Origin of the sequence: Kribbella catacumbae DSM 19601, from assembly GCF_000372465.1 — a bacterium.
In the GTDB taxonomy this organism is placed as follows: domain Bacteria; phylum Actinomycetota; class Actinomycetes; order Propionibacteriales; family Kribbellaceae; genus Kribbella; species Kribbella catacumbae.
In genome coordinates this window covers 53,534-68,489 of sequence record NZ_AQUZ01000047.1, presented here as the reverse complement: position 1 = coordinate 68,489, position 14,956 = coordinate 53,534, and the positions used below count along the sequence as shown (strand labels likewise).

Genomic DNA, 14,956 nt, shown 5'->3' with positions numbered 1-14,956 from the left:
GCGGCGCGTCTTGATCCGCCTCGTGGTCCAGGTCGGGCTCGGCTTCCAGGTAGTCGTAGGGCGGCTCCGCGGCGAGCGCTCCAGCCAGGTCCTGCTCGGCATCCACGGAGGCGCGGGGCGGCTCGGTGGCGGACGCTTGGGGCGGGTCCTGCCCGGCGGCGGTGAAGCCGCGGGGTGGCTCGGTGGTGGACGCTTGCGGCGGGTCCTGTTCGGCGGTGGTGGGGTTGTGGGGTGGTTCGGTGGTGGGTGTTGTGGGTGGGGTGTCGCGGGCTTCTGCGGGTTCTGCGGGTTGTGTGGTTGGGGAGGTGGGTGTGGTGGGGTGGGTGGCGAGGTAGCGGGCTGCGGCGAGGAGTTCGTAGGCGGCGGGGTCGGCGATCCAGCCGATGGCTTTGGCGCGGCGGGTTGGGAGTGGGTCGGGGTCGCCGAGCATGTGGAGGGCCCAGGCGAGGTCGTTGATGGTGGCGTCGAAGCGGATGACGGCGCCGGCGGGGGCTTTGACCCAGATGGTTTTGGTGCCGTGGTCGTCGGAGGGCTGGACCCAGACGCCGTGTTCGCGGGCGCGTTCTTCGGCGGCTTGTCGGGCGGCTTCGGGGTCGGCTTCCTTGATGACTGCTTCGACGATTTTGTGTAGCCGGTAGGCGGAGATGGTGTCGATCAGGGCGACGACGCGTTCGTCGACGAGTGCTGCTGCTTCGGCGGATAGTTTGAGGCAGGCGCGGGCGACGGCGCGGGCGCGCCAGACGATGGCTTGACCGTTGCTGGTTTTGGCCCAGATCCGGGGCAGCCGGTGGCGCAGCGCGAGTGCTTCGCCGATGTAGGCGGCGGCGGCGCCGCTGGATATTTTCAGCAGGGCGCCGAACTCGGCTGGGGCGAACTCGGCGATCGGCGGGCAGCCGTCGCCGCCGTACACGACGAGACGCTCGCCACCGCGCTGTCCGGAGGTCTTCTGGAAGGCGGGCGGCAGGATGGCGTGGAGGTCGGCGAAGTGCAGCGCTGCCTGGAGTTTGCCGAGCGCTGCCCGGTTTTCCTCCACGTCGAACTCGACGGCCGCGTCCAGTGTCGCGGCGGCGTCGAAGTGATCCCAGCCATCATCGAACATGTCTTCGATTCTAGCGCAGGCCAAGGCTCCCACGAAATCGAGAACGGGCCGATATCCCTTATCCACAAGGGGAAAGGATCACACTCGGAAGCCGCAGAAACCGGATATACCGAGAGATAGCCGATCTGCGCGATCTCGTCAGGCAGAGGGCGCAACCGGTCCGATCGTGGAGCCGGTGATCGGGGTGCAGTCGAGGAGGACCTGCTCCGGACGCCTCGCACCCGACGAGGTGATCTGGTCGACAAGGACGCGCACCGCTCGCCGGCCGAGTTCTCGCCGAGGTACCTCGAAGCCGCTCACCTCCGGATGATCCTTCGGCTGCCCAAGCACCGCGACCGACAACTCCCCCGGCACCCGCACCCCCTTCACCGCCTCCAGCAGCGCGGCCGACAGCGTCCCCGTGTCGGTCTCCTCCACGACAACGGCTGTCACGCCCTCCTCCCGCCAACGCTCGACCAACCCGCCGACCTCCGAGTCAGCGGCCCGTACGACGAGCCGCTCAGACAACCGAGCCGACTTGGCTGCAGCGAGCACACCGCGCTCGCGATCGGACGACGACAGCGCATCGTCCACGGACCGCAGGTACCGGATCTCGCGATGCCCAGCCGATACCAGCCGGTCGACGACTGCCGCCGAGGCTGCCACATAATCCACCCCCACAAAGGGGATCCGTCCATCCAGCTCATCGCGCCGGCCGATGTAGACGAGTGGGAACCCGCTGCCGAGCAGCCAGTCAATCGGCTCCTCCGGCACATGCCGCCCGAAAAACAGGCACCCATCGGCGATCCGGGTACGCCGGATCGCGGCCTTGTCGTCCGCCGTACGCCGGATCGCCGCCTTGTCATCCGCGGTACGCCGAATCGCCGCCTTGCCGTCCGCAGTACGCCGGATCGCGGTCTTGTCGTCGAGCCCCGCCTCAAGGCCGCCGGTGCCGGTGAAGAGCACCAAGTCCTGGCCGAGCGCGGCCGCCTCCTCCTCGATGCCGACCAGGATCGGGTAGTAGAACCCGTCGACGTCGGTCGGGAACGCCGAAGCGAAGGTGTAGACCCCGATCATGTGGTTGCGTGCCGACGCGAGCCGGGTGGCGACCGGGTCCGGCACGTAGCCGAGCTTCTCGGCCGCCTTCAGCACGCGCTGCCGTGTCGACTCGGACAACCGCATGCCGTCCGTGTTCCCAGACAGGATCAACGAGACCGTCGTCTGCGAAACCCCAGCAGCGGCGGCGATATCCGCCTGACGCGGCGCCCTGGCCATATCTTCACCTTAGCTAATACGGATTAGCTTATTGACTGTCCCAACCACCGGATCACACACTCAGCAGCACCGCCCCCGAAGTGTGAGGAACCAGGATGACGAACCTACCGCCCGTCAGCCGCCGGACCCTACTCCGCGGCACCGCCGCCACCGGAGTCGGCCTAGCGACCGGAGTACAGCTCACCGGTACTGCGAACGCCGCGCCCGGCGGATTCCCGGACTACAAGTACGTTCGCGTCGCCTTCAACAAGGCGAACCTGCGCTACAACCCGACCGGCGAACTGATCTTCCCCAGCGTCCGCGGCACCGTCGGCCGGATCAGCAACGCGCTCGGCCGCTTCTACCTGTACTACGCCCCGCACGACGCGCCGGGCGGCCTGTGCCTGGCCTACTCCAACTCGCTAGGCGGCCCGTACACGGAGTACCCGAACAACCCGATCATCGCGCGCACGTGGTCGCCGCACTACAGCGTCTCGCACGTCTCCTCGCCGCACGCGCTGTGGAACGACGACGTCAACGAACTGTGGATGTACTTCCACGGCGAGAACACCACCACCCGGCTGGCCCGCTCGACCGATGGCATCCACTTCAGCTACGACAAGGTCGTGCTCTCCACCTCGATGCTCCCGGCCGGTACGACGGAAGCGTCGTACGCGCGAGTGTTCCGGCACGATCTGCCCTCGCGCGGCGCCCGGTACGTGATGGTCTTCATGGTCAACACGACCGCGAACCGCCGCTCGATCGGCTGGGGCTGGTCGCCGGAGGGCCGTAACTGGACCTTCTCGCAGACCCCGCTGATCTCCCCGCAGGACGTCGGCGCGCGAGACATCGGCGCACCGACGGTTGCCGAGCGCAACGGCTCGACGTACGTCATCTATCACACGAACATCGAGGCCGGCGGTTCGATGCGGATCACCGAGGTGGGCAAGAACTTCGACCTGCGCAACCACCTGGGCGTCTTCCACCGGCCGTTGCCGGGGGCACCGGACAACGGTCGCTGCGCGGCGCCCGCGTTCGGCTCGGACGGTGGCGTGGAGTACATGATCTACGAGGCCGGTACCCGCCTCGACGGCTCCATCGCCATCGCCCGAGCTGTCTGAAACCCAGACAGAACCTAAGCAGGCTTGATGTTCTGGTTGAGATGGAAGACGTTGCCTGGGTCAAATTCAGCCTTGACCCGGGCAAGCCGGTCGTAGTTTTCCTGGCCATAACCGGCGATGACCCGGTCCTGGCCTTCGTTGCCGATGAAGTTCAGGTAGACCGCACCCGTCGACCACGGCTTCAGGTCCTTGCACAGGTTCCGCGCCCAGGCGATCCCGCTCTCGTCCTCGGCCACGTCTTCCCACAGCCCGAACGGGTGGATCACCCAGGCGGCGTCGCGGTGCGGCAGCGGCCACTTGTCCGCGTCGCGGGCCACCGCGCCACCCCATGGAAGCAGCGCCTGCTGCGACGGAGACGGATACGGCATGTCGGCACTGCGGTCGTGGAACGCCTTGATGGCCTCGTCGGGGAACTCGCTCAGATGCTCCGCCGACCAGTAGTTCCGGAACCCCGGCGGATCGTCCAGCGCCGACTGGATCGCGGCATACGGCATCTCCGCGACCATCACACCTTCCGGCCCGAGATCGAACATCGGCGCGAACGCGGCCCGCGTCTCCTCCTCGGTCCCCGCGTACATGGCGCCCGCGGCGACCAGCCGCTCACCCTGCAGCTGCAGTGGCACGAATTCCTCCGGCGGACCGGTCATGTAGATCACGCCGCCCCCGAGCTCCTCAGGCGCACCCGCGTCGAACAGGTCGCGGAACCGGCGGGTGACCTCGGGACCGGCGTCGGCCGGCCAGAGCAGTAGCGCCAAGGTCATCGACGCCAACGGCCGCAGCTTGAACGTCAGCGACGTCGCCACCCCGAAGTTGCCGCCACCACCGTGCAGCGCCCAGAACAGGTCGGTGTTCTTGGTCTCGTCGGCGATCACCAGCTGCCCGTCAGCAGTGATCAGCTCAACCGATACCAGGCTGTCGCAAGCCAACCCGAACTTGCGTTCCAGCCAGCCCGACCCGCCGCCAAGCGTCAGCCCCGCTACCCCGGTGGTCGACACCCGGCCGCCGGTCGTCGCCAGCGAGTACGGCTGGCAGGCTCCGTCGAGGTCCGCCCAAGTGGCTCCGCCGGCGACTCGCGCGAGCTTTGCCTCGGGATCAACCTGAACGGATCGCATCTTGCGCAGGTCGACGACGAGGCCGCCCTCCGTCACGCTTGCACCAGCAACGCTGTGGCCCCCGCCGCGGACCGCGATCTCCAACCCCTCCGAGACGCCGTACCGGACCGCCGCCGCGACATCGGCCGCCGACTCGCACTGGGCGATGAGTCCCGGCCGCTTGTCGATCATCGAGTTGAACACCGACCGGGCTTCGTCGTACGACGAGTCGCCGGGCCGCAACACCTGCCCCCCGAACCCATCCGGACGCCCCCGATGAGAACCGGCCGGTCGCGCGATCGTGTCGGACATGGGTACTCCCCCTTGCTTCGCTGCTCCCCCAGTAGACAGTCCTGATGCTGCGCCCGGCTTGTTGCACTGGTCAACGTCTCGCCGATTACCGGCCGATCACGCGATCCCTTGCTACCAAGGGCTTCCACCCGGTCACAGTGGGACAGAAGCCTTCGGCAACCGCTTGCCGATAGAGTTGGGGCATGACCGTCACCGAAGCGCAGCCCGCCGCAGTACTGGGTGGACCCGGGCAGGTCCTGGCCGAAGAGGAGGTCAGCGCCTTCATCCACGAGCAGCTGGCCGGCGCGGGCCTCGACGGGCGCAGCGTCTGTGTGATCGTCCCGGACGCCACCCGGAGCTGCCCGCTGCCGCTCCTGCTGAGCGCGGTCCGCGGCGCTTTGACCGGCAGGGTCTCCCGCCTCACCGTGCTTGTTGCCCTCGGCACCCATGCCGAGATGTCGGCCGCCGAGCTGACCAGCCACCTCGGCGGTGACTACGACGTCATCAACCACGAATGGTGGAAGGAAGAGACCTTCACTACCCTCGGCACGATCAGCGCCGCCAAGGTCAGCGAGATCTCCGGCGGACTCCTCACCGAGGAAGTCCCGGTCCGCCTCAACCGCGCGGTTGTCGAGCACGATGTCGCCCTGGTCGTCGGCCCGGTCTTCCCCCACGAAGTGGTCGGCTTCTCCGGTGGCAACAAGTACTTCTTCCCTGGCGTCGCGGGCCAGGAGGTCATCGACCTCTCCCACTGGCTTGGCGCGCTGATCACCAGCGCCGGCATCATCGGTACGCCGGGCATCACCCCCGTGCGCGCCCTGATCAACGAAGCGGCCGCTCTCATCCCGGCCGACAAACTCGCCCTCAGCGTCGTCGCCCAATCCGGCTCAAACGCCTTGCACGCAGTGGCTTTCGGCGACACCGCATCCTCCTGGCAGGCAGCCGCCCAGGTCTCCGCGCAAACCCACGTCCGCTATCTCGACCAGCCGGTACGCCGGGTCGTCTCGCTGATGCCCTCGCGGTACCAGGACATCTGGACCGCCGCCAAGGGCTTCTACAAGGTCGAGCCGATCGTGGCCGATGGCGGCGAAGTCATCCTCTACGCGCCCCACGTGACCCGGCTGGCCGCGACGCACCCCGAGATCGAGCAGATCGGCTACCACTGCCGCGACTACTTCCTCGGCCAGTGGGACGAGTTCCGGTCGATGCACTGGGGAGTGCTCGCCCACTCGACCCATCTTCGCGGTGCCGGCACCTGGGATCCGGTCGACGGCGAGCGATGCCGGGTCGACGTCACGCTGGCGACGGGCATCCCGGAGGAGGTCGTCCGCGGCGCCAATCTGGGGTATCTCGATCCGGCGGAGTTCGACCTGGCGCAGTACGAGCGTGATCCGGACACGCTCGTCATCCCGAACGCCGGCGAGATCCTGCACAGACTCCGCTGACACAGACGTGACTGGCGGGTAACCTTCGCTGCTATGGCTGCTACGGCGGTATCGAAAAAGGGCGGGGTCGAGGTCGCGATCGTCGGGTCCGGGTTCGCCGGCCTCTGCATGGCTATCAAGCTCCGCCAGGCCGGTTGCGAGAACTTCGTCATCCTGGAGAAGGCGGATCGGCTCGGCGGTACCTGGCGGGACAACACCTACCCGGGCTGCGCGTGCGACATCCCGTCGTACCTGTACTCCTTCTCCTTCGAGCAGAACCCGCGCTGGACCCGGATGTTCGCGCCGTGGGACGAGATCCTCGCCTACCTCGAGCACTGCGCCACGAAGTACGGGATCGCCGACAAGATCCGGTACGGCGCCGATGTCACCGAAGCCGCTTTCGACGAGAGCACCGGGCAGTGGACGGTCACGCTCAACGGCACCGAGACACTGGAGACGCAAGCGCTGGTGGCCGGGGTGGGCAATCTCCACCAGCCCAAGTTCCCGGACCTCCCGGGGCTCGACTCCTTCAGCGGTACTGCGTTCCACTCGTCGCAATGGGATCACGAGCACGACCTGACCGGGCGGCGAGTCGCCGTCATCGGGACGGGTGCTTCGGCGATCCAGTTCGTGCCTCCGGTGGCCGAGCAGGCCGCGCAGGTGGATGTCTACCAGCGGACCGCGCCGTGGATCACGCCCAAGCCGGACCGCGCGATCGGGCCGCGTGAGCGCGCGCTGCACTCGCGGTTCCCGGCCGGGCAGCGCGCGATCCGCGATGTCATCTTCTGGGGCCTGGAGGCGCGCGGGCTCGGGTTCGCGGCCAGCCCGAAGCTGATGAAGGGGCTCGAACTCCAGGCCAGGCGCCATCTCCGCAAACAGGTCACCGACCCCGTACTGCGGGCCAAGCTGACGCCCGACTACCAGATCGGCTGCAAGCGGATCCTCATTTCGAACGACTACTACCCGGCGCTGGCCCGCGACAACGTCGACCTGATCACCACCGGGATCGGCCGGGTCACCCCGACCGGCGTGGTCACCGACGACGGGGTCGAGCGCGAGTGCGACACGATCGTGCTCGGTACCGGATTCGAGGTGTCCGGCAACCTGACCCGGATCAGCATCCTCGGCCGCGACGGCGTCGATCTGGCTGACTCCTGGAAGCAGAACGGGATCGGCGCGCATCTGGGCATCGCGGTGGCGGGCTACCCGAACCTGTTCCTGCTGGTCGGCCCGAACACCGCCCTCGGCCATTCGTCGATGGTGTTCATGATCGAGGCGCAGGTGCGCTACGTGATGCAGGCGCTCGAGCTGCTGCGGCGCCGCGATGCTTCGGCGGTCGAAGTACGGGAGGAAGCGCAGGAGCGGTTCGTCACCGCGGTCCAGGACGACTTGGACGACACCGTCTGGCAGTCCGGCTGCAACAGCTGGTACCTCGACGCGCAGGGCCGCAACTCGACCATCTGGCCCGACCTCACCGTCTCCTACTGGCGTCGCACCCGACGCCTCGACCCCACCGATTTCGTCGTCATCCACTGAGCGGCCGGGGTTTGCCCGGAGTACTGGAGTAGGAGTCGCTCAGGGTCGGCGTACGACTATGGGTGGAGACGAAGACAGGTCCTTAGGCCGACGTTTTCGCCTCGCCGGCGGCGGATCCTTGGAACATGAGCCTCCTCCAGATCCTCAGCACAGTCGTCATCGTCGGCGGTGTCGTGATCACCGCCCTGATCGCCATCATCCCGACAGTCGTGGACCGCTAGGGCATTTTCAGCCGACGGACAAGTGACCGAGCAGGTCCTGCCGGGTCAGTACGCCCACCGGCTTTCCGTCGTCCAGCACCATCAGGGCGTCGCGATCTTCCAGCAGTTCGACCGCCTTCGTGACCGACTCGCCCGCGCCGAGTGACGGCAACGCCGGGTCCATGTGCAGCTCGACGATGTCCGCGAGCCGCGCCTTGCCGGAGTACAGGGCGTCCATCAGCGTCCGCTCCGACACCGAACCAGCCACCTCGGCCGCCATCACCGGCGGCTCCGCGCGGACGACCGGCATCTGCGATACGCCGTACTCGCGCAGGATCTCGACCGCCTCGGCGATCGTCTCGTGCGGGTGTGTGTGAACCAGCGGCGGCAGGCTGCCGTCCTTGCGCGCGAGCACCTCGCCCAGCGTCGCCCCCTGCCGCTCGTGCGCCAGGAACCCGTACTGCGCCAGCCACTCGTCGTTGAACACCTTGGTCAGGTACCCGCGTCCACCGTCCGGCAGGAGTACGACGATCACCGCGTCCGGGTCGTCGAGCTCGTGCGCCAGCCGGATCGCCGCCGCGGCCGCCATCCCGGCGGACCCGCCGACGAGCATCGCCTCCTCGCGCGCCAGCCGTCGCGTGACCGCGAACGAGTCGGCGTCGGAGACCTCGATGATCCGGTCGCAGATGTCGCGGTCGTAGGTCTCCGGCCAGAAGTCCTCACCGACCCCCTCGACCAGGTACGGCCGGCCGGTGCCGCCGGAGTACACGGATCCCTCCGGGTCGGCCCCGATGATCTGTACCTTGCCGCCGGAGACCTCCTTGAGGTACTTGCCGGTGCCGCTGATCGTGCCGCCGGTGCCGACGCCCGCGACGAAGTGGGTGATCTTGCCCTCGGTCTGCTCCCAGAGCTCGGGGCCGGTCGACTCGTAGTGCGAGATCGGGTTGTTCACGTTGGCGTACTGGTTCGGCTTCCAGGCGCCCTCGATCTCACGGACCAGCCGGTCGGAGACGTTGTAGTACGAGTTCGGGTGCTCCGGCGCGACCGCGGTCGGGCAGACCACCACCTCGGCGCCGTACGCCTTGAGCACGTTGCGCTTGTCCTCGCTGACCTTGTCGGGGCAGACGAAGACGCACTTGTAGCCCTTGGCCTGGGCAACCATCGCCAGCCCGACACCGGTGTTGCCGGAGGTCGGCTCGACGATCGTGCCACCCGGCTTCAGCTCGCCGGAGGCCTCGGCGGCCTCGATCATCCGGACCGCGATCCGGTCCTTCACGGAGCCGCCCGGGTTGAAGTACTCGACCTTCGCGAGCACCAGCGGCTTGGCGCCGTCGGTGGTCTTCGAAAGCCGCACGAGCGGCGTGTTGCCGACCAGGTCCAGGAGTGAGTTCACGTAGCGCACGTATCTCACTGTATGGGACAGGCGAGTCGTTGCCGAATTTCGCTTGCGTGGGGTTCACAGCGTGTAATCCTTGGGCTATGACAAAAGCCCGGGCCGCCAAGAAACTGGCCCAGGCCGCAGCCTTCGGTGGCGGGGGACTCGGACTGATCGGAGCGACGCTCTACGGCGTGCTGACCGCGGAAGCGCGGTACGCCAGGCGCGTCATCGGTCCGATGAAGGCTCACCCGGCCAAGGGCGACGGCCTGTACGGCCGCTACCCAGGCCATCCGATCACGCTGGCGATGATCGGTGACTCCAGCGCCGCCGGATACGGCACCTCCGCGCCCGACGAGACCCCCGGCGTCCTGCTGGCGTGTGGTCTGGCCGAGCTGGCGAAGCGTCCGGTCCGGCTCGTCGACGTCTCCCGAACCGGCGCCAAGTCCATCGACCTGGCCGGCCAGGTCGACAACGCGCTGCTGGCCGGCCCGCACGTGGCCGCGATCCTGATCGGCGTCAACGACGTGAAGTCCCAGGTGCCGCCGTCGACTTCCGTCCGGCTGCTCGACGGTGCCGTCCGCCGGCTCCGCGCCGCGAACTGCGAGGTCGTCGTCGGCACCTGCCCGGACCTCGGCGTCGTCCGGCCGATCATGCCGCCGTTGCGCCAGGTGGCCCGGTCCTGGAGCCAGCGACTGGCGGCCGCCCAGACGATCAGCGTGGTCGAGGCGGGCGGCCGTACGGTCTCGATGGGCTCGCTGCTGAGCGAGGCCTTCCGCACCAACCCGTCGATGTGGGGCGAGGACAACTTTCACCCCTCCGTCACCGGGTACGCCGCAGCCGCGGCCGCGTTGCTGCCTTCGGTGGCGGCCTCGATGGGGATCGGGCCCGACTCGTTCGTCCACCCGGAGACCTTTCGGGGTGAGGCTGTGCTGCCGATCGCGGAGGCCGCAGTACAGGCCGCACGCACAGCCGGTACGGAGGTCGCGGCCGCCAAGGTGGCCGGTCACGAGCGTGGTCCGCGGGGTCGCTGGGTCCAGTTGCGGCACCGCCGCCGGCACCCCAAGCCCGAGGTCGAGCGCATCGAAGAACCAGCCGCCGGCGAGGCCGACGCGGTGCCTGTTGGCAAATAGTGCGTCCGCTGAGCGTTGACTTTCATCAAGAGGGTCTTGCTTGCGGCGTTTTCCTGGTGCACAGTCGATAACTACGCGATACCCCGATGACACGGGAGGCGAAGATGGGCTTGAACCACTCCGAGGAGACGCACCAACGTCTGGTGGAGAAGGTGCCCAGGTGCACTGGACGTGAGATGGCCGAGTGGTTCAAGTTGATGAACGACGGACCGTCGTTCCTGCGCTTCGACGACAGGGTGAGATGGCTTTCCAGCGAGTACGCCCTCGCACACGGGCACGCCACAGCCATCGTCCATGAATGGGACCTGCTGAAAGCGCACAGGCGAATGGGCTGACGAGCCGAACAGGAGACTGAATTTAGCCGGAGACCTGCCCTTTCAGGTGGAGGGGCAGGTCTTCGTTGCTCTCAGCTTGGTTCCGGAACGGCAAAGGCCCGGCTTCTCCACCTGAAGGAGCCGGGCCTTTTCTAGTCAGCTAGCCGCTGGTCAGTCGCCACCGCGAAGGATCGCGAGGATCCGCAGCAGGTTCCAGTACAGCCAGACCAAGGTGACGGTCAGGCCGAACGCGGCCCGCCAGGCCTCGTTCTGCGGGGCTCCGGCGCGGACACCCTGCTCGACCATGTCGAAGTCGAGGATCAGGTTGAACACGGCCAGTCCCGCACCGAGCGCTGCGAACAGCAGGCCCATCGCGCCGAAACCGCCGATACCGGAGTTGTAGCCGAACATGCTGGCGATGAAGTTGATCAGGATCACGCCGGCGAAACTCATCGTGCCGATGATGACCATCTTGGTGAACTTCGGCGTCACCTTGATCGCGAAGTACTTGTACGACGCCAGCGTCAGACCCGCCGTCACCATGGTGGCCAGGATCGCCTGGACGACGATGCCTGCGTCATCGACGTACGAGGCGATGAACTTGCTGCCGATGCCTAGGAACACACCCTCGGCGGCGGCGAACACCATCAACAGCGCCGGATTGATCTTGCGCGAGAACGACAGCACCATCGAGAGCGCGAACGCAAGCAACATGCCGGCCAGGAACACCGGCGTCACGAGACGGTCCGGGACCATGGTCCAGGCGACGGCCGCGGCCGCGACCACGACACCCAGCGTGATGCTGGTCTTGACGATGACGTCGTCCAACGTCATGGGACGGCTGTCGGCGGGCGCTCCCTGGTACTGCTGGGGCGGCATACCGGGTCCGCCGTACTGGCCGGGCTGACCGTAAGGACCCGGCTGACCGTACGGAGCGGCCCCGGGATAGGCCTGGCCTTGGCCAGGCGCAAATGCACTCGACCGGTTCAGGACCGGGTTACTGCTCTGCATGTCATCCTCCTGATGACCCACTGTCGACCCGCTGTGGGTCGTATCGCGATACTACGGGCCCACCCTTAACAACGCCTGAGGATCACCCACCTGTTCCCCAAGCGATATCCCTCTTTCCCAACAGGTTGCGAAACCCAACCGCCTACCCCGCGGCTGGGCCGGACGCGGCACGGCGTCGTACCTGTATGGGCAAGTACGACGCCGGGACCGGTGGCCACCCAGGATGTGGTTCTTCCCGCAGGCCAGTTCAGGGGTTACGCAGCGTGGTCTCCTGGGAGGCGAGGGCCGAGCCGGCCTGGTCGGCGAGGGCGACGGCGACCAGGCGCTGCTCGAGATCGGGGCGCGCGATCCGGCTCGCCGCCGTGAGCAGGAAACGGCCGCGTGCCACGCCAGCGTGTTGCACGACCAGCTCGATCTCGGCGTCGGTCGGCAGACCGTCGCGTTCCACTTTGATCAGCCGGTCCTGGCGGGTGACGGAGCCGTCGCGGTTCAGCTGTGGAGCACGGTCGTGCTTGCCACCGGCAAGGAACCTGCAGCCGTCGATACGCAGTACGGCGGTCAGCTCGGTGCAGACCTGGTCGATCACCGCGGCGGTCGAACCACCCGTCGCGATCGCCTGCGAGGTGGTCATCACGCCGGCCAGGTAGCCACTTTGCCGGCTCACCCGAGCTTGTTGCCGCCGGCCCCAGATCGCGATCTCGGTGACCGCGGCGCCGATCACCACCAGCAGGATGGTGGCCTCGATGTCGTCCTGGTTCTCGATCGTGAGCCGGTTGAAAGGCACGGTCAGGAAGAAGTCGAACCAGACCGCGCTCGACACCGCCGCGAGCACACCAGCCGGCCGAATCCCGAAGGAGGCCACCGCCACAATCACCAGAACCAGCACCAAGGCGGCGTTCGCATTGTCGAAACTGTGCCTGAACGGCACCAAGGCCGCACAAACGATCAAGGGCCCGACCACCGCGGCCGTCAGCACCGGATTCCGGTAACTCTCCACACCCCCATTGATGCGCGCCGCAGCCAAACATTCAACGCTTCTCACCAGACTCTGACAAAGTCGGGCCGGCAAGCAGGCTCCGCGGCAGGCGTTGCTCGAGGGCGGGACGCTGGTCGACTTTCACGAGTGGCGGCTGTCCGGTCGGTTCCACGTCTTCGGAGACATCGCGCACTGGTTCGGCAGCTATGCCAAGGAAGGCGTCCAGGACGGGACCGCCTTCACGGGTCGTGGGATGAAGACGATGCAGTTCATTCGCAGTACCGACGGCTGGCGCATCTCCGCCGCTGCCTGGGACGACGAACGTCCCGGCCTGGCGCTCGACGGCTAGTCGAAAGGCCCTCTGGTGTTGGACACCTCGTGCTTGAGCACCTGGCCGTCCAGCATCTCGATCCGCTCCGACGGCGCCGGCGCGATCGCCCGCCAGGCGTTGAGGGTCGCGTGCGAATCCCAGTACTCAAAGAGATTCACCCGCCCTGGCTCGACGGAATCAGCCGCGATCGAGACGTCCAGGCAGCCCGGATACTCCCGTGCCCGCTCCACGATCACCCGATGCGCCTCAACAAACCGATCCCGCTGTGCCGGATCGACATACACCTTGCCCGCAACGATCACCGCTGCCATGTTCCGCTCCTTCCAGGGCCGACACCAGTACGACGTACAGGCAACGCCCAGCCGGACATCGCTCAGCCGGGCACCCGGACCGCCATCACACACCAACCATCCCAGCGGGTGCCCTCAGAGGTGTTCCCAAGCGTGAGGCCAGGGCAACCGAGCGACTTGGCATGTGATGGCGATCCGGGGCCTACGCAGACTTGAGCGCAACGGTCAGTCTGCTGGCGGTGAAACCGACGACCGACTGGGCAGTGACGAGCTCGAAGCCGTCGCGCCCGTCGTACGAGAAGTCCGCGACCTGCCCAGCGACCTCGTCCGGAGCATCCTCGTGCCCCTCGTTGTCCTGACTCCACTCGAGAAGCACCACCCCCTCGAAGTCCATCAGCACGACCGGCGTCCGGGCCACCTCGGGCGGAGTCCACTGCGGATCGTCGTACACAAACCGCAACCCGAGCCGCCGCCGTACGGGCTGCCACTCCAGGCTGATCAACGTGGTGTCATGCAGATACACCGGTACGCCGTCCGCGGTCCAGAACTCGTAGAGCCCGGTCCCAGCACTCGCGACATCATGCCGGGGATCGTCCGTGATCCCGAGAAACTCAGTCATCCCCGGCGGTCTCGGCGTTCTGGCGACGCATTCGCCAGTCGTGCAACGCGTAGAGGCCGGTGGCGATCAGAGTGGCCCAAATGTAGACGTTGGTGAGCATCCGCTCCCCGAACGAACGATCCCCCGCAGAGTCGTCGACGACCCGCCAGAGAATCCCACCAATTCCGCTACCAACCCCGAACAGAACCAGCCGACCAAGCCACCGAGGCCACGCCGGCGTACGCGGGTTGTACATGGAGTTGATGTCGAACAGCTCACGCACAATCCCAGCCCTGCCTGCCTGCGTGTCGGCAGTCGGTTGCTCAGGGCGCTGTTCGTCCATGGCCTCAGTTTGACAGTCCAGAGGGCTGGGATCGCGGATGGTCGCGAAGGGATGCTTTACCGGGCTGGAAGTCGCACAATGACGGCAGATGCTGTACGGCGCCGGCGGCCGGCGCCGCGGCTCCGAGGGGGTGCCAAACCATGGAAACTCGCACCGAGACCGAGCGAAACAAGGCGGTGATCAGGCGGTTCGTCGAGGAAGTCCAGAACGGCAAGGACTTCGATGCCTACGACGAGCTCAACGACCCTGATTTCGTCAACCTCAGCAGCCCTCCGGGCGTCCCGCCGGACCGGGACGGCGGCAAGCTGTTCCTCCAGGCATTCGCCCAGGCCTACCCCGACGCGACCTTCACCATCGAGGAGATAATTGCCGAGGGCGACCAGGTGGTGACCAGGAAGACGATGTCGGGCACCAACACCGGCGACTTCGCCGGCGTACCAGCCACGGGCAAACCCGTGACCTTCCAGTACGTCGACATCATGCGCGTACGTGACGGCCGGATCGTCGAGCACTGGAACATCGTCGACCAACTCAGCTGGCTGACCCAACTGGGCGTGATCCCAGCCCCCTCCAGCCCACCGCCCGACTGA

General features: G+C 67.2%; 16 protein-coding genes. 7 read left to right on the top strand and 9 right to left on the bottom strand.

What is annotated here, in order from left to right:
- A partial coding sequence (locus A3ES_RS0134570; RefSeq protein WP_020391428.1) for a DUF222 domain-containing protein occupies positions 1-1,099 on the bottom strand: 1,099 nt, incomplete at its 3' end.
- A gap of 138 nt (positions 1,100-1,237) precedes the next feature.
- Entirely contained in the window at positions 1,238-2,353 is a 1,116-nt protein-coding gene (locus tag A3ES_RS0134565; RefSeq protein WP_020391427.1) for a LacI family DNA-binding transcriptional regulator, read from the bottom strand.
- A 95-nt stretch (positions 2,354-2,448) separates the two neighbouring features.
- On the opposite strand from A3ES_RS0134565, the gene A3ES_RS0134560 reads away from it, so the two are divergent.
- Positions 2,449-3,453 carry a glycoside hydrolase family protein gene (locus A3ES_RS0134560; RefSeq protein ID WP_020391426.1) on the top strand — a complete coding sequence of 335 codons (1,005 nt, stop codon included), beginning with the start codon at positions 2,449-2,451 and terminating at the stop codon, positions 3,451-3,453.
- Between the two features lie 14 nt (positions 3,454-3,467).
- Here A3ES_RS0134560 and A3ES_RS0134555 read toward each other — a convergent pair whose 3' ends face one another.
- Positions 3,468-4,856: an FAD-binding oxidoreductase gene (locus A3ES_RS0134555; protein WP_020391425.1), complete on the bottom strand. Its 1,389-nt coding sequence runs from the start codon at positions 4,854-4,856 to the stop codon at positions 3,468-3,470.
- A gap of 182 nt (positions 4,857-5,038) precedes the next feature.
- On the opposite strand from A3ES_RS0134555, the gene A3ES_RS0134550 reads away from it, so the two are divergent.
- Together A3ES_RS0134550 and A3ES_RS0134545 are read left to right on the top strand one after the other, a co-directional pair.
- Positions 5,039-6,280 carry a lactate racemase domain-containing protein gene (locus tag A3ES_RS0134550; protein ID WP_020391424.1) on the top strand — a complete coding sequence of 414 codons (1,242 nt, stop codon included), beginning with the start codon at positions 5,039-5,041 and terminating at the stop codon, positions 6,278-6,280.
- A 33-nt stretch (positions 6,281-6,313) separates the two neighbouring features.
- Positions 6,314-7,795: a flavin-containing monooxygenase gene (locus tag A3ES_RS0134545; protein ID WP_020391423.1), complete on the top strand. Its 1,482-nt coding sequence runs from the start codon at positions 6,314-6,316 to the stop codon at positions 7,793-7,795.
- Between the two features lie 228 nt (positions 7,796-8,023).
- On the opposite strand, the gene A3ES_RS0134535 is transcribed toward A3ES_RS0134545, so the two are convergent.
- Positions 8,024-9,397, bottom strand: coding sequence for a cystathionine beta-synthase (locus A3ES_RS0134535; protein ID WP_020391421.1), 1,374 nt, complete (start codon positions 9,395-9,397; stop codon positions 8,024-8,026).
- 77 nt (positions 9,398-9,474) lie between these two features.
- On the opposite strand from A3ES_RS0134535, the gene A3ES_RS0134530 reads away from it, so the two are divergent.
- Together A3ES_RS0134530 and A3ES_RS0134525 are read left to right on the top strand one after the other, a co-directional pair.
- Positions 9,475-10,503 carry an SGNH/GDSL hydrolase family protein gene (locus A3ES_RS0134530; protein WP_020391420.1) on the top strand — a complete coding sequence of 343 codons (1,029 nt, stop codon included), beginning with the start codon at positions 9,475-9,477 and terminating at the stop codon, positions 10,501-10,503.
- Positions 10,504-10,607: 104 nt separating this feature from the next.
- Entirely contained in the window at positions 10,608-10,838 is a 231-nt protein-coding gene (locus tag A3ES_RS0134525; RefSeq protein ID WP_157630899.1) for a DUF4287 domain-containing protein, read from the top strand.
- Positions 10,839-10,988: 150 nt separating this feature from the next.
- Here the strand turns inward: A3ES_RS0134525 and A3ES_RS0134520 are convergent, their stop codons facing one another.
- Positions 10,989-11,828 carry a Bax inhibitor-1/YccA family protein gene (locus A3ES_RS0134520; RefSeq protein ID WP_026163476.1) on the bottom strand — a complete coding sequence of 280 codons (840 nt, stop codon included), beginning with the start codon at positions 11,826-11,828 and terminating at the stop codon, positions 10,989-10,991.
- A 247-nt stretch (positions 11,829-12,075) separates the two neighbouring features.
- A complete protein-coding gene (locus A3ES_RS49455; RefSeq protein WP_020391417.1) occupies positions 12,076-12,825 on the bottom strand; it encodes a DUF4118 domain-containing protein in 750 nt (249 codons plus the stop codon).
- A 91-nt stretch (positions 12,826-12,916) separates the two neighbouring features.
- Between A3ES_RS49455 and A3ES_RS49450 the strand changes: the two genes are divergently transcribed.
- The gene (locus A3ES_RS49450; RefSeq protein ID WP_020391416.1) at positions 12,917-13,153 is read left to right on the top strand and encodes a hypothetical protein; all 237 of its coding nucleotides are present in this window, start codon (positions 12,917-12,919) and stop codon (positions 13,151-13,153) included.
- Here A3ES_RS49450 and A3ES_RS0134505 read toward each other — a convergent pair.
- The 3 genes from A3ES_RS0134505 to A3ES_RS0134495 form a co-directional block, all read right to left on the bottom strand.
- Positions 13,150-13,446: a putative quinol monooxygenase gene (locus A3ES_RS0134505; protein ID WP_020391415.1), complete on the bottom strand. Its 297-nt coding sequence runs from the start codon at positions 13,444-13,446 to the stop codon at positions 13,150-13,152. The two genes, A3ES_RS49450 and A3ES_RS0134505, sit on opposite strands and share 4 nt — an antisense overlap.
- A 181-nt stretch (positions 13,447-13,627) precedes the next feature.
- Positions 13,628-14,044 (bottom strand): hypothetical protein, encoded by a 417-nt coding sequence (locus tag A3ES_RS0134500; RefSeq protein ID WP_020391414.1) that lies wholly within the window; start codon positions 14,042-14,044, stop codon positions 13,628-13,630.
- Positions 14,037-14,366: a hypothetical protein gene (locus A3ES_RS0134495; RefSeq protein WP_020391413.1), complete on the bottom strand. Its 330-nt coding sequence runs from the start codon at positions 14,364-14,366 to the stop codon at positions 14,037-14,039. The genes A3ES_RS0134500 and A3ES_RS0134495 overlap by 8 nt, the downstream gene beginning before the upstream one ends.
- Before the next feature lie 140 nt (positions 14,367-14,506).
- Between A3ES_RS0134495 and A3ES_RS0134490 the strand changes: the two genes are divergently transcribed.
- Positions 14,507-14,956 (top strand): ester cyclase, encoded by a 450-nt coding sequence (locus A3ES_RS0134490; RefSeq protein ID WP_020391412.1) that lies wholly within the window; start codon positions 14,507-14,509, stop codon positions 14,954-14,956.

Excerpts from the sequence above, each read along its gene's own strand:
- A3ES_RS0134555 (WP_020391425.1), bottom strand. The coding sequence starts at position 4,856 with ATGTCCGACACGATCGCGCGACCGGCCGGTTCTCATCGGGGGCGTCCG.
- A3ES_RS0134550 (WP_020391424.1), top strand. The coding sequence starts at position 5,039 with ATGACCGTCACCGAAGCGCAGCCCGCCGCAGTACTGGGTGGACCCGGG.
- A3ES_RS0134490 (WP_020391412.1), top strand. The coding sequence starts at position 14,507 with ATGGAAACTCGCACCGAGACCGAGCGAAACAAGGCGGTGATCAGGCGG.
- A3ES_RS0134500 (WP_020391414.1), bottom strand. The coding sequence starts at position 14,044 with ATGACTGAGTTTCTCGGGATCACGGACGATCCCCGGCATGATGTCGCG.
- A3ES_RS0134505 (WP_020391415.1), bottom strand. The coding sequence starts at position 13,446 with ATGGCAGCGGTGATCGTTGCGGGCAAGGTGTATGTCGATCCGGCACAG.
- A3ES_RS0134520 (WP_026163476.1), bottom strand. The coding sequence starts at position 11,828 with ATGCAGAGCAGTAACCCGGTCCTGAACCGGTCGAGTGCATTTGCGCCT.
- A3ES_RS0134565 (WP_020391427.1), bottom strand. The coding sequence starts at position 2,353 with ATGGCCAGGGCGCCGCGTCAGGCGGATATCGCCGCCGCTGCTGGGGTT.
- A3ES_RS0134525 (WP_157630899.1), top strand. The coding sequence starts at position 10,608 with ATGGGCTTGAACCACTCCGAGGAGACGCACCAACGTCTGGTGGAGAAG.
- A3ES_RS0134495 (WP_020391413.1), bottom strand. The coding sequence starts at position 14,366 with ATGGACGAACAGCGCCCTGAGCAACCGACTGCCGACACGCAGGCAGGC.
- A3ES_RS0134560 (WP_020391426.1), top strand. The coding sequence starts at position 2,449 with ATGACGAACCTACCGCCCGTCAGCCGCCGGACCCTACTCCGCGGCACC.
- A3ES_RS0134545 (WP_020391423.1), top strand. The coding sequence starts at position 6,314 with ATGGCTGCTACGGCGGTATCGAAAAAGGGCGGGGTCGAGGTCGCGATC.
- A3ES_RS0134530 (WP_020391420.1), top strand. The coding sequence starts at position 9,475 with ATGACAAAAGCCCGGGCCGCCAAGAAACTGGCCCAGGCCGCAGCCTTC.